Annotated in this window: 13 protein-coding genes; 9 read left to right on the forward strand and 4 right to left on the reverse strand. The window is 50.6% G+C overall.

The genetic code is table 11. The features are described from left to right. Positions 1-3: 3 nt before the first annotated feature. Complete coding sequence (locus tag JNJ77_13740; GenBank protein MBL8823646.1) at positions 4-2,409, reverse strand: DNA translocase FtsK; 2,406 nt, start codon at positions 2,407-2,409, stop codon at positions 4-6. A gap of 163 nt (positions 2,410-2,572) precedes the next feature. Between JNJ77_13740 and JNJ77_13745 the strand changes: the two genes are divergently transcribed. The 4 genes from JNJ77_13745 to JNJ77_13760 all read left to right on the forward strand — a co-directional run bounded on the left by JNJ77_13745 (position 2,573) and on the right by JNJ77_13760 (position 4,847). Continuing rightward, positions 2,573-3,034 carry a tRNA (cytidine(34)-2'-O)-methyltransferase gene (locus JNJ77_13745; protein MBL8823647.1) on the forward strand — a complete coding sequence of 154 codons (462 nt, stop codon included), beginning with the start codon at positions 2,573-2,575 and terminating at the stop codon, positions 3,032-3,034. A 200-nt stretch (positions 3,035-3,234) separates the two neighbouring features. Then, positions 3,235-3,483, forward strand: a complete 249-nt coding sequence (locus JNJ77_13750; protein MBL8823648.1) for a hypothetical protein — start codon at positions 3,235-3,237, stop codon at positions 3,481-3,483. A 213-nt stretch (positions 3,484-3,696) separates the two neighbouring features. Further along, positions 3,697-4,227, forward strand: coding sequence for a hypothetical protein (locus JNJ77_13755; protein MBL8823649.1), 531 nt, complete (start codon positions 3,697-3,699; stop codon positions 4,225-4,227). Between the two features lie 35 nt (positions 4,228-4,262). Beyond that, positions 4,263-4,847: a hypothetical protein gene (locus JNJ77_13760; protein ID MBL8823650.1), complete on the forward strand. Its 585-nt coding sequence runs from the start codon at positions 4,263-4,265 to the stop codon at positions 4,845-4,847. Positions 4,848-5,212: 365 nt separating this feature from the next. Here the strand turns inward: JNJ77_13760 and JNJ77_13765 are convergent, their stop codons facing one another. Continuing rightward, the gene (locus JNJ77_13765) at positions 5,213-6,238 is read right to left on the reverse strand and encodes a threonylcarbamoyl-AMP synthase (protein ID MBL8823651.1); all 1,026 of its coding nucleotides are present in this window, start codon (positions 6,236-6,238) and stop codon (positions 5,213-5,215) included. Between the two features lie 89 nt (positions 6,239-6,327). Here JNJ77_13765 and pdxH point away from each other — a divergent pair, with 89 nt between their 5' ends. From pdxH to JNJ77_13790, 5 genes are all read left to right on the forward strand, one after another. Further along, positions 6,328-6,966, forward strand: coding sequence for a pyridoxamine 5'-phosphate oxidase (pdxH, locus tag JNJ77_13770; GenBank protein ID MBL8823652.1), 639 nt, complete (start codon positions 6,328-6,330; stop codon positions 6,964-6,966). A gap of 40 nt (positions 6,967-7,006) precedes the next feature. Beyond that, entirely contained in the window at positions 7,007-7,522 is a 516-nt protein-coding gene (locus JNJ77_13775) for a zinc-ribbon domain-containing protein (GenBank protein ID MBL8823653.1), read from the forward strand. 53 nt (positions 7,523-7,575) lie between these two features. After that, positions 7,576-8,592 (forward strand): histidinol-phosphate transaminase, encoded by a 1,017-nt coding sequence (gene hisC / locus JNJ77_13780; GenBank protein MBL8823654.1) that lies wholly within the window; start codon positions 7,576-7,578, stop codon positions 8,590-8,592. Between the two features lie 65 nt (positions 8,593-8,657). Further along, positions 8,658-10,136 carry a hypothetical protein gene (locus tag JNJ77_13785; GenBank protein ID MBL8823655.1) on the forward strand — a complete coding sequence of 493 codons (1,479 nt, stop codon included), beginning with the start codon at positions 8,658-8,660 and terminating at the stop codon, positions 10,134-10,136. A gap of 9 nt (positions 10,137-10,145) precedes the next feature. Beyond that, the gene (locus JNJ77_13790) at positions 10,146-10,763 is read left to right on the forward strand and encodes a hypothetical protein (GenBank protein ID MBL8823656.1); all 618 of its coding nucleotides are present in this window, start codon (positions 10,146-10,148) and stop codon (positions 10,761-10,763) included. A gap of 320 nt (positions 10,764-11,083) precedes the next feature. On the opposite strand, the gene JNJ77_13795 is transcribed toward JNJ77_13790, so the two are convergent. Both JNJ77_13795 and JNJ77_13800 read right to left on the reverse strand, forming a co-directional pair. Next, the gene (locus JNJ77_13795; protein ID MBL8823657.1) at positions 11,084-11,284 is read right to left on the reverse strand and encodes a hypothetical protein; all 201 of its coding nucleotides are present in this window, start codon (positions 11,282-11,284) and stop codon (positions 11,084-11,086) included. Between the two features lie 135 nt (positions 11,285-11,419). Next, entirely contained in the window at positions 11,420-11,818 is a 399-nt protein-coding gene (locus JNJ77_13800; protein MBL8823658.1) for a hypothetical protein, read from the reverse strand. Positions 11,819-12,140 lie beyond the last annotated feature (322 nt).

Consider the following 12,140-nt stretch of genomic DNA (forward strand, 5'->3'; position numbering starts at 1 on the left):
CATTTACGAGGCTTCTGCCATCTGGCCTGATTTCATGGCTTCCCATTGTTCGTGTTTCACCAGAACTTCACGGGCATTGGAGCCGTTATAGGGGCCAACGAATCCATCTTCCGCCATGAAGTCAATCAGCCTGGCACCACGCCCATAGCCAATGCCCAGAGCGCGTTGCAACAGCGATACTGAGCCTCGCTGTTCACGAATCACCAGTTCAACAGCTTCGGGATAGAGTTCGTCGCGTTCTCGGAGTTGTTCCATCAGATCGCTGGAACCACCTTCGCCGCTGCCCATTCGTTTCTTGCCTGCAGTGCTGAGTTGAATCAGTTCACGAGCGTAAGCAGGCTGGTCAGTCTCAAGGTAACTGACAACATGGGCAATGTCCCTGTCGCTGGCATAGGTTCCCTGGCCTCGGACAATAGTGCTGGTGCCTGGCTGCAGGAAAAGCATGTCCCCCTTGCCCAGCAGTTTTTCAGCGCCCATTTCATCGAGTACCACACGGCTATCCGTTCGGCTGGCTACCTGGAAACAGATACGGGCAGGCAAGTTCGATTTGATCAGGCCTGTGACCACGTCTACTGTCGGCTTCTGCGTTGCGATTACCAGGTGAATACCTGCGGCACGCGACTTTTGTGCCAGTCGGATGATGTGCCCTTCCACTTCCTTGCGGTTCTGCATCATCAGATCAGCAAATTCATCGATGAACAACACAATGTAAGGCATGCGTTCAGGGATGCGTGCCTTCTCATCATCATCGACCGGTTTGACACGCTTGTAGATTTCTTCGGGTGTCAGTTCGTTGTAAGCGGCAATGCTGCGTACCTTGGCCCGCATCAGAATTTCGTAGCGTTCATCCATCTTGTCAACGGCCCAGGAAAGAATGGCTTCTGCCTTCTTCATGTTGTTGACAACCGGGTGCATCAGGTGTGGCACTTTGCCATACTCGCTCATTTCAAGCATCTTCGGATCGATCATGATCATGCGGACTTGATCAGGCCGACGAGTCATCAGCATGCTGAGCACAATGGTATTCATACACACGCTTTTGCCGGTACCCGTGCGGCCGGCAATCAGCAAGTGAGGCATTTCAGCCAGGTCGTAGACTAGCGGTTGACCTTCGGTATCGCGACCAAGGAACAGTGGTATCTTGTATTTGCTCAGTTTGTTGCCAGCTGTCATGATCACTTCACGCAGTTTGACAACGGAACGTACTTCATTGGGAATTTCAATGCCAACGGTGTCTTTGTTGGGAAGCGGGGCTACCACACGCACGGAAGCCACCTTGAGCTTGAGTGCAAGATCATCAGCCAGGCTGGTAACTCGGCTCAGACGTAAGCCAGTTTCCAATGCGATTTCAAACTGGGTAATGACAGGGCCGGTGTTAATGCCTACTACGCGAACGTTGATACCGAAATCAGAGAACACCTGTTCCAGCTTGGCTGCCCGGTCACGCAGTCTCTGTTCATGTTCCGGCTGGTGATAGGGTGGTGCTTCGGGTTCTTCCAGTACATTCAGAGGAGGCAGTTGATATTCGCCTTCCTGCTTCCAGACTTCATCGGATGCGTGTTCAGAAAGAGGTTTGTTTTCTGGTGTCTCCGGACTGGAGTTAAATTTCTTGATAAAGGGCATATCTTTCAGTGGGAGCGTTGGTAGGGCTGCCTGCTCATTCGTTTCAGTGACATCGGTTTCTTCCTCATCAGTGGTCACGATTTTCAATGCAGGGTTTGCCTTGGCTTTGCCTGTTTTTCGAGGCTGATCCGGGTGTCTGATGGGGATGGTATCTGGTAATGCTTCCTTGCCTGCCAGTGATGCAGGCTTCATAGGACGAGTGCTGATGCTCATGGGGGTAATCTGTTTTCGTGACGCAAACCAGGCAATGGATTTGCGCATGAAACTCCACGTTAGAGGCCAGCACCAGTCGAAAATCAGTGCCGTTCCGAGAACAAATACTCCAATGGTTGCAGATAAGACAAGGTTGCTGGAGGTTGAAGTGGGGATGATCTGGAACAGTGACTCGCCCAGAATTCCTCCAGAACCACTCAGAGGATACCACTGCTGGCTTAATGGCCACTGAAACAGGTGTGCCAGTAACGCAGTACTCGGAATCAGTAGCTGGGCGCCAGTAATGCGAATCAGCCAGGAACTCTTCACTTTTCGCAAAAGCATGAACATGGCAACGAGATACCACGCTGCAAGCAGAGGCAATACCGACCATCCAAAGTAATGGTAAGCCTGAGCTGCGAACCATGCTCCTGGATAGGACAGCAGATTGTGTGGAGTCGGATGAACAGGTATGGCGAGTGGAAGGACCGGGTCTTGTGGATTGAAGCTGGCAATGGAGAGCACAGCTCCCATCCATACGATGAGCAGCAAGGCTCCTGCCAGTTCCATCAGATAGCGACGAGTAACTTTCATGCTTGGTCGTTCCCCCTGTCATTTACTTGTGCTGAGTAAATAACAGACCACCAGGAATGTCCGAGAATTTCCCACTCTTGTATTCGACCATGTTCCCGGCACAATGAGAGGCTAGGGCACCTGTTTTTGTTCAAGTTATTCGATGATGAAGCCGACAAGACCGATCCTGCATGTAGCACTGGTAGAACCGGATATTGCACCCAATGTCGGAACCATTGCAAGACTCTGCGCCGCTACGGATGTCAGACTTCACCTGATTGGCAGACTCGGGTTCAGATTAACAGATAAGGCACTCCGCCGAGCCGGTCTGGATTACTGGCAGCATGTTGATCTGGAGCAACATGTTGATTGGGATTCATTCAGAGATCGCTATGCATCGCTTCGCTGCTTTGCACTGAGTGCTCATGCCAGCAGTAGGTACACCGATGTTCAGTATCAGCCTGCAGACTGTCTGGTTTTTGGCAGTGAATCACAGGGTTTGCCAGAGAGGCTGCTGTCAGGTGAACAATCGATTCCCAGTTGCACCATACCAATGCCCAGTGGAAAAGTGCGATGTTTGAATGTAGCAGTCAGTGTTGGAATCGTACTCTTCGAAGCATTGCGACAAATACGTCAAGATAGGTAGATTTTTCCGGTTGTGATGATTACGAAGAGTTGAGGTATTTCTCGGTAATTTGCAGGAACTGCAAACTTGAGTGAAGTTGAGAAGGCTAGAGCAGGTTCGTGGAATGGACGATAGCTTTCAGGGATACCCTGGTTCGATGACCACCATTCATGCCACCCGCAGTTTTTTCAACAACCTCGATCTCTGAACTCGAAAGTTTCATGGTTGAAACGTTGTGCAACCACGAAAAGCTGGATGTACAGCAAGCCATGGTCAAGCGAAGTCTGATCCGGACAGGCAGTTCGCCCGTAGGCCTGGTGGTGCGATTGCAGGGGCCACGTCTAATGCGCTCACACGCAATTTGGGCTGAGCGTGAAAGCCGTATTCTCTTCTATGATTCGGCAGGTCATCGTTTTGCAATAGTAAGACTGGCCGAGATGCCCGACCTGGTTTCAAACATTATTGTCTGAACAATAGTTGTTACGATGAATCTCAGAGTAACATCTGGTACGACAGCGGTTGCTGATTTTCTGGTAAGATGGATAAAGTTCGCTTGACCAGATAAGGTTAGGTGTTCACAATTGCATCAGGTGGAAAAAATCCATTCGTCCACGTATAGATTACGTGAACAGCGTGGCAGGATGCCGTTGTAATAACCAAGCCCTTCTGAATGGGTGTTAATAATGCGGTATTACTGGATCCTGGGTGCATTCGTTGCACTGATGATAACTCCGGAAATGACCTGGGCGCAGCCTGCACGTCAAATGCCGGGTACACGTCCCTTCTTGCCTAGCACTCCACCAAATAATTTTCCTCCAGCGAATTCTCGCGTTCGTGCAGCTCCCAGTGCAACGGGTCAGGAATCTACCGATTTCTATACCAAGAATGGGTATCCCAAGGTTCTTGGAGATGCAGTTGAGCAAGGCAATGCACAGGGCCAAGCTGGTGGTGCAGCGGGTGGTGGTCTTGCCGGCGGTGGTGGCGGATTAGCTGGCGGCGGATTAGGCGGCGGTGTTGGTGGCGGATTAGCTGGCGGCGGTGGCGGAGGTGCCATTGGTTTTCGTTCGTTCCAAACCAATACCACACTATCTCCCAGTGGTTTGACTGGTGGAGGATTTTCGGGGGTAGTTCCCAAGGGCTTTGGGTTTGGTGGTGCACCTGCACATTTTAATCAATCTTGGTTTGCACCCATGCATGGTGTGACGGTACCATAATAGAACACGACAAGCTGAGCCTTACGAGGTGTAACATGAATCGTTATCGCAATCTGATCATTCTGGCATTGGGTGTTGCATGGCTGCTACCTGATCAAACGCAGGCACAGCCAGCAAGACAGATGCCTGGCACTCGACCATTTCTACCTTCTACTCCACCCAATAATTTCCCTCCAGCCAATTCGCGAGTTCGAACTGCTCCGAGCCAGATAGGATTGGAATCAACCGATTTCTATCCGAAAAACGGTTACCCTAAGGTTCTTGGTGATGCTGTTGAACAAGGCAATGCACAGGGGCAAGCTGGCGGTGCTGGCGGTGCATCCAATGCTGGTGTGGGTGGGGGTAATGCATCGCAAGGTAATTCCAGCGGTTTCCAGGGAAACACGGGCAATAATATCGGCATGAATGGTAGTACCGTGCTGGGTAATCTTTTTGGCGGATTTCAAAACATCACTGGTGGGGTTGGGTACAATCAGGGAGGTTTTGATCCTGCGCGGAGCGGAGTTGGTCTGACTGGTGGTGGCTTTACTGGCATGGTTCCCAAGGGATTTGGCTTCGGTGGAACTCCGAATCTGGACCGTTCATGGACTTCCCCACTCAATGGCGGCACCAATCGCTAACGAGCATTTCCGAAACACAACAACCCACTGGTGTTCCAGTGGGTTGTTTCATTTGCGGTTATGAGAGTTAGTTGTCCTGGTTTTTGCGAACGACAAACAGTACGGCTACGAGGCCGACCAGCACCAGTACAAGGATTCCCATGTAGATCCAAAAATTGTCCTGAATCCAATCCATCTTCGTAAGCTCCTGGTGAAGTAACCTCGTAACGAGGCAGACAGGTAATAGGCCAAGCATGATCTTTCATGCCACGCCTATTTGTTACAGGAAGATCAATCGAAAAGCAAGCAATAAAGCTTCAAATCAGGTAGAAAAAACATCTGGCAGGTTCAAATCTTCCAGCGAATGCTGCGAGTGAAAACAGACGTTACTGATTCTGCTGAGATGCCCGTAAAAGCCTGTCGCGAATTGCCATCCATTCCACACTGTCCGGGGGCAAAGTAACAATGATGCGGTGTGGACTGAGCAGGTCCAGCGTGTGCAGGGTTGCATAAAACTTATGAGAATAAGTGATCGGTTCTGGGGGTAAAGGCATCACAATCACCTTAGTTGAAGGTGCAAAGGCATCTCGGTTACCCAATGGTACCCAGCCGATACGGTGACCTTCCCGGATCAATTCTTCTACACGAATTCTACCTTCATCGTTATTCTCTGTCAGTTCCAAGGGTGTGTAGGGGGAATAATGCTTTTCAAGCAGTCCTGGTGAAAGTTGAGGCTGTTCAGGCGAAACGACAAGGGGTTGGTAACGATCAACTGGTTTGCCTAAGATCTGTTCAATTACCTGAACGCCAATAAAGCCTGGTCGAAGAAGTCGCGGTTTCGCTTCTGTCAGGTCGATGACTGTCGATTCAATTCCACGGGTGGTTGGCCCGCCATCGAGAACCAGTGGCAATCGTCCCTCCAGATCACGAAGCACGTGTTTCGCTTCAGTGGGAGATAACCGGCTGGAGCGATTGGCACTCGGGGCAGCAATGGGAAGTTCAACCGCATGTAGCAGGGCTTGTGCGACAGGGTGTGCAGGCACACGAACCGCAACCGTGGGGCCTCCGCCAGTTACTGTTGCAGGCACACATGATTTTTTTGGAAGTACCAGCGTCATGGGGCCGGGCCAGAAACGGTCAGCTAATCGGGCAGCATCTTCGGGCCAGGTTTGTGCCACTTGATGAACTGCCTCCGCATGGGAAACGTGTACGATCAGTGGATTCTTGGCAGGCCTGCCTTTGGCATTGAAAATGCCTTGAGCTGCTTCAGCATCGAGGGCGTTGGCACCGATGCCATACACGGTTTCAGTGGGGAAAGCAACCAGCCCGCCTTTGCGCAGGATTTCTACTGCTTTCTGAATGATCTCAGGTTCAGGATGATCGGGATTAACTGCAAGGACTTGGGTCTGCATAGCGTTCATTGTAGGAATTGGAAGCAGGTGCAAGCAAATGCCAGCAGAGTTCTTATGCATATCATAGCTCCAGAAGCAGGAGCGTGCACATGGTAGATCTATCTCAGTTGCGACAGGAATATGGCAAACTTGGTTTGTCGGAAGCAGATGCGAACACAGATCCCATCGAGCAGTTTCAGAACTGGTTTCACGAAGCAGTTGCTGATAACCTGGTCGAACCCCATGCCATGGTGCTGTCAACGGTATCACCGGAAAGTAAGCCTTCGTCCCGGGTAGTTCTGCTTCGCCACGTTTCACACGAAGGATTTACGTTTTTCACCAATTACCTGAGCCGAAAGGGTGTTGAACTAAATCAGAACCATGCTGCATCTTTATTATTTTTCTGGGGACAACTCGAACGGCAAGTTCGCGTCGAAGGGCATATTGTTAAGACCGATAGCTCAACTTCAGATGAATATTTCTCCAAACGTCCCCGCGACAGCCAATTGGCAGCAGTAATTTCTGCTCAAAGCAAGGTCGTTGAATCGCGCAAGGTACTGGAAGACAGAATGACCAAACTCTCTGCAGAATTAGATGGCAAGCCAGTTCCCAGGCCGGAACATTGGGGCGGCTATATTCTGATCCCGGAATCGATTGAATTCTGGCAGGGAAGACCGAGCAGACTGCATGATCGGCTGCGATATCGAAAAGTCAACAACCGTTGGTTGATGGAAAGGCTCAGTCCATGATTGTCATTCTGCTGTCTCTTCTATCTCAGATGGAGCTTTCATGAAAGCTACCTGTCCGCACTGCGCTGAGCGATTTTCCATCAGCGCCGAAATGGTCGGCAAAAAAGCCAAGTGCGGGCAGTGCAGCCACGTTTTTGTCATACCTGAATCAACACAGGTACCGGCTGATGCATCAACTGTCGCCCCAGCAAGTGCTACGCAACAAGCCTGGCACAGTTTGTATCTCGCTGCCTTGGCGGTATTAATGTTGCTGTTTCGTGGGCAACAGGGTGGCATGGTGTTGAGTCTGATTTTTGCCATAGCAATCGAAACAGCAGCCATCTGGATGACAGTACGTGGATTGAGAATCGCAATCAAATTAACTCCGGCAACAGAGCCGTTGAGTTTGGCCAGAACAGCATTTCTGGTGAATGCCATTTTGATTGGTCTACTTGGGCTCTCGGTGGTATTGACGCTCTACACTCTGATTTCAGGACGGGGTGGCGCCGGTGGCCTGGGAGATTTCAAGCAGATTTTTGATTCTGTCAACCAGGTTAACAAGATGTTGCCTCAATAAGGGTGTATCAGTTGTCTTCAACTCCAGAGTTTATTCGTCCGGCGATTCGTTCCATGCAAGGCTATCAGCCTGGAGAACAGCCACAGGGTAAGAACGACGTAATCAAACTGAATACCAATGAAAATCCTTATCCACCTTCGCCCAGGGTAATCGAAGCCATTCAGCGGGCATTACAAGGCGACATCCTCCGCAAGTACCCCGATCCACTTGGCTGGAAATTCCGACATGCAGCAGCCAAAGTGCTGGGGGTTGCAGCAGAGAACATTGTGATTGGCAATGGTTCTGATGAAATACTCACGATGGCAGTACGTGCCATGGTTCCGGAAGGCGGTGTAGTAGTTGCCCCCACGCCGAGTTACATCCTGTATCAAACCCTGGCACAAATACAGGGAGCATCGTTTACTTGCATACCCTTTGAGCCGAACTGGACCCTTGATCCACGAAAGCTCAATGGGGTGGGGCATCTGACGTTTCTCCCCAATCCTAATTCACCCACGGGTACGTTCATTCAGCCTGGGGCATTCAAGAACTGGCCAACGCCTTTGGTATTAGATGAGGCTTATGTGGAGTTCGCTGAAGACAATGGCATTGCTTTAGTGAAAGAGAATCCCCATGTGATTGTCAGTCGAACATTCAGCAAGGCTTATTCACTGGCGGGCATCCGCTTTGGATTCGCTGTCGCAGATCAAGGCGTTGCCGAGCAACTCTACAAGGTTAAGGATTCCTATAACTGTGATGCATTATCGCAGGTGGCAGCTACTGCTGCCATCGAAGATCAGGAGTACCTGGCACATACTCGTTCGAAGATTCTTGCGACACGGGCTAGATTGCAGTCCGCATTGAATGAGTTTGGATTTCAGACACTACCATCGCAGGCGAACTTTATCTGGTGTCAGCATTCACAGCGTTTCGAGAAGTTCATTTATGAACAACTCAAGCTCAAGGGCATCCTCATTCGTTACTTCCAGTATCCCAACTGGGAACAGGGAATACGCATCAGTGTGGGGACAGATGCACAGATAGATCGTTTGCTGGAAGAGTTATCATCCATCCTTAAGGGGGCAACTTAGATAATAATTCCTGAACGCTGTTCCCCACGTTTGATAAAACAGCCTTGCCACCAGGGAGTTCTCGAATGCTGAAGTGCTGGCCTGTGTTGTTTCTGTTCCTAACTGCATCACATCTTGATGCACAGGAAAAACAGAACGCTCCTCGATTTACAGTAACCTTTTCGAAAACCATCAGTGAAACGCCTGTCAGCGGCAGGGTATTGGTCATGTTGGGGCAGGGAGGCGAACCTCGTCATGGGCCGAACTGGTTTAGGCCCATGCCTTTCTTCGCTCGCGATGTCAAAGACTGGGCTCCAGAAACGCCATTGGAAATTGGCCAGGAAGCAATCAGTTTCCCCACCAATCTGAACCAGTTGCCAGCCAAGGAATATACCGTTCAGGCAGTGCTCGATCTGGATGTTGCCAACACCCATCGAATAGGCAGCAGCCCAGGCAACGGTTACAGCAATGCAGAAAAAGTCACACTCGATCCCCAAAAGGGATTTAATGTGAAACTAGTCATTGATCAGGTGGTGAAAGAAGCACCATTTAAGGAAACCGCTCAGATCAAGCTGGTTGAGATTCAAAGTAAACTGTTGAGTGATTTTCACGGCAAACCAGTTCGCCTTCGAGCAGGTGTCAAGTTGCCTAAGGACTTTGAGAACAGCCAGAAAAAGTATCCAGTAGTTTACGAAATACCGGGGTTTGGCGGCGATCATCGCGCTATACAGTCAACGCGATTATCTTCGGTGTTCCCCATCGACATGATTCATGTGGTGCTCGATCCTGATTGCAGCACAGGACATCATGTCTTTGCAAACTCTGCCAACAATGGCCCGTATGGGCAGGCATTAATTACCGAATTGATTCCCGAAATTGAAAAGCGATATCGTGGCGTTGGTAAACCGACAGCTCGTTTCCTCACTGGGCATTCATCCGGGGGGTGGAGCAGCTTGTGGCTGCAGGTCACATATCCCGATTATTTTGGCGGCACCTGGTCTACCGCACCTGATCCAGTCGATTTCCGCGATTTCCAGCAGATCAATATTTATGGGCAGGGTACGAATATGTTTGTAGATGCTTCGGGAGCATCGAGGCCCATTGCCCGCCGAGGTAATACTGCAGTGCTTTATTACAAGCCATTTTCGGATATGGAAGTGGTCATGGGGCGAGGCGGGCAGTTGTATTCCTTTGAAGCAGTATTCAGTCCCAAGGATGGCAATGGCAAGCCACGGCAACTCTGGGATAGAAACACCGGAGCTATCGATCTCGAAACTGCCAAATACTGGGAACGGTACGATATCCGTCTGCAACTGGAACGAAACTGGGCTTCACTGGCGCCTCGTCTCAAAGGGAAAATCCATGTTTTCATGGGCGATCTGGATACGTTTTATCTCGAAGGCGCTACGAAACTCCTGAAGGAAAGCCTGGCTAATCTCGGTTCCGATGCAGTCATCGAAATCGTGCCTGGCAAGGATCATGGTTCCCTGATGACTCAGGATGTCTACAAGCGAATTGCAACAGAAATGGCTGATGCTTACCGCAAACATCATCCTGCACCCTAGGAGTGAGTTATGTCGAATGCAGTCACCAATGCTCCTCCAGTTACCATGGATCGCCATCCCCTGGGGCTGCCTGCCGGCAGCATTCGAGCGTTGCTTTCATTGGGAATAGCGGGAGCATTCCTGTTGTATCTTTGCCACCCCAAAGCGACGCATGTTCCGCTGTATCTGCACTTTCTGACATTCGCCCTTTTCCTTTTTTTCGCCAGTCATGGAAGAACGATCGGAACCGGTGGCCCATCTCCTTTGTTTTTACCGGCCGGTATTTTGCGATTCATCATTGTGGCAGCCATTGTCGGAGTGGTAGCTTGGCGAGGCTGGCTTGATCCCCAGGATGTCGTACAGCGTATGCGGCCACAGGAAAGCGAGTTGGATGCCTGGGGTATCATGTTTGCTGCTACCGTTGGAGGGTTTTTCCTCGGTTGGCTTATCGCTCACGGGCCCTGGCGGAAATCTCCCGTTTTTCAGGATTTTCTGGCATGGATAGCACTGGTTGCACTACTCATGATGCTGGCTGAAGCTCTCTGGAAAGGCTTTATTGATCCTGCAGGCATCAAAGTCGGCAACAGGCCAATGTGGGAATCACTGCTGCTGGGCGTGGTCACTTTCTATTTTGGTTCACGATCGTAAGTGGGCACTGGAGGAATCGAACCTCTCGCCTTCCACCACACCAATTAATGGCATCGGATTTACAGTCCGACATGTGGAGCAATGCCCCGAAATAACGCAAGAAGAAACTGCCTGCCAGTTTCATGACTGTCCTCATGAAGAACAGGCAGGCAGCCTCCAAGTCACAGGAGGGAGTCGAACCCCTTATCATCGGTTTTGCAGACCGACCCCTCGCCATGAAGGTTCAGATTCCTGCGACACGACAACGTGATGAACACTGCTGTGCAGTGTAATTGAATGACGCGTTCAACAGATGCAAGAGCGTTCACCACGCAGTCAAGCTACTGCTGCAGCGAAACCGTGCGTCCCAGATACTGGCTGAGCACGCGAGGCCCGATGAGGCCCAGTTCCAGTCTCGATGTTGCCAGCAGTTCCTTCGACGACAATTGTGTCCGTCGCCGTTGTTCCGTTCGACGAGCCTGTGCCAGGACACGGTTCAAACGAGCAGGACTTTCAACTTCAACTTCACGATGGAAAGACATGTTAACTCCTCAAGTTAAGGTGTAAGAAACGTAAGGGAAAGAATGCTATTCGGGTACCACGGTTTGCGTGTACTCACGCTAACCGTGCCCATTCACTGAATAGCTACTGCTGTGGGCTAGCTCAGTTGCGTGCGATTATTTTGCCTGTGGCAACGGCTGCGTCACGCTGTTGGAGACAGGCGCCGTTGCCGGGCTAATCGGAACGCTGGAGTTGGAGGAGTGTTTCAACCGCAGTCGATGGCGATAACTTCGCCGGGGTGGTTCTAACAGAACTGGCAGGTTTTCAGCAGTTTTCGCTGGTGTGGAAGCAGTTGCAGCTTGTTCAGATGGTTTCGAGGCAGGAGATGCTGCAGGGTGGGAAGTTCTCACCAGTTGCCAGTGTCTTGGTCGCCTGGTTTTAACCCATTGCCATGGTTCGGCTTGCTGGGCTGTAGCTTGTGGTTGTTGTTGCGGTTTCACCGGTTCATCTGCTTGCACGCCTGAGACGGCAACCAGGGATAGACCAACGAATGCAAACGAATTAAGAGTCTTCATGTGATGGATTCTCCGATCTAGAGTGAAATGGACTGACTGGGAATGTGGTAATTGAGCAAATCGGTTTCGTGCAGCAACATAGACAATACATGACAGACTCCTTGAAAAGTGGTTGCGTAAATGACAACAGGCCTGAGCGTTAGGTTCGCCCAGGCCTGTCGAGAATTTGCAGCGGTTAGTGAAGTTTAGCTGATACTTCCTCCGTTGCCCATTCCCGACAAGCCGGGCTGGCTAATGGAACAACAGTAAATGTAATAGCATCGCTTCATGATTAACATAATACCCTCATCGGCGAAAATAGCAAGCGAGGTTGAGGAAATAG

The organism is Planctomycetia bacterium, from assembly GCA_016795155.1.
Taxonomy (GTDB): domain Bacteria; phylum Planctomycetota; class Planctomycetia; order Gemmatales; family HRBIN36; genus JAEUIE01.

Excerpts from the sequence above, each read along its gene's own strand:
- pdxH (MBL8823652.1), top strand. The coding sequence starts at position 6,328 with ATGGTAGATCTATCTCAGTTGCGACAGGAATATGGCAAACTTGGTTTG.
- JNJ77_13800 (MBL8823658.1), bottom strand. The coding sequence starts at position 11,818 with ATGAAGACTCTTAATTCGTTTGCATTCGTTGGTCTATCCCTGGTTGCC.
- JNJ77_13760 (MBL8823650.1), top strand. The coding sequence starts at position 4,263 with ATGAATCGTTATCGCAATCTGATCATTCTGGCATTGGGTGTTGCATGG.
- JNJ77_13790 (MBL8823656.1), top strand. The coding sequence starts at position 10,146 with ATGTCGAATGCAGTCACCAATGCTCCTCCAGTTACCATGGATCGCCAT.
- JNJ77_13755 (MBL8823649.1), top strand. The coding sequence starts at position 3,697 with ATGCGGTATTACTGGATCCTGGGTGCATTCGTTGCACTGATGATAACT.
- JNJ77_13740 (MBL8823646.1), bottom strand. The coding sequence starts at position 2,409 with ATGAAAGTTACTCGTCGCTATCTGATGGAACTGGCAGGAGCCTTGCTG.
- JNJ77_13750 (MBL8823648.1), top strand. The coding sequence starts at position 3,235 with ATGGTTGAAACGTTGTGCAACCACGAAAAGCTGGATGTACAGCAAGCC.
- JNJ77_13795 (MBL8823657.1), bottom strand. The coding sequence starts at position 11,284 with ATGTCTTTCCATCGTGAAGTTGAAGTTGAAAGTCCTGCTCGTTTGAAC.
- JNJ77_13765 (MBL8823651.1), bottom strand. The coding sequence starts at position 6,238 with ATGCAGACCCAAGTCCTTGCAGTTAATCCCGATCATCCTGAACCTGAG.
- JNJ77_13785 (MBL8823655.1), top strand. The coding sequence starts at position 8,658 with ATGCTGAAGTGCTGGCCTGTGTTGTTTCTGTTCCTAACTGCATCACAT.
- hisC (MBL8823654.1), top strand. The coding sequence starts at position 7,576 with ATGCAAGGCTATCAGCCTGGAGAACAGCCACAGGGTAAGAACGACGTA.
- JNJ77_13775 (MBL8823653.1), top strand. The coding sequence starts at position 7,007 with ATGAAAGCTACCTGTCCGCACTGCGCTGAGCGATTTTCCATCAGCGCC.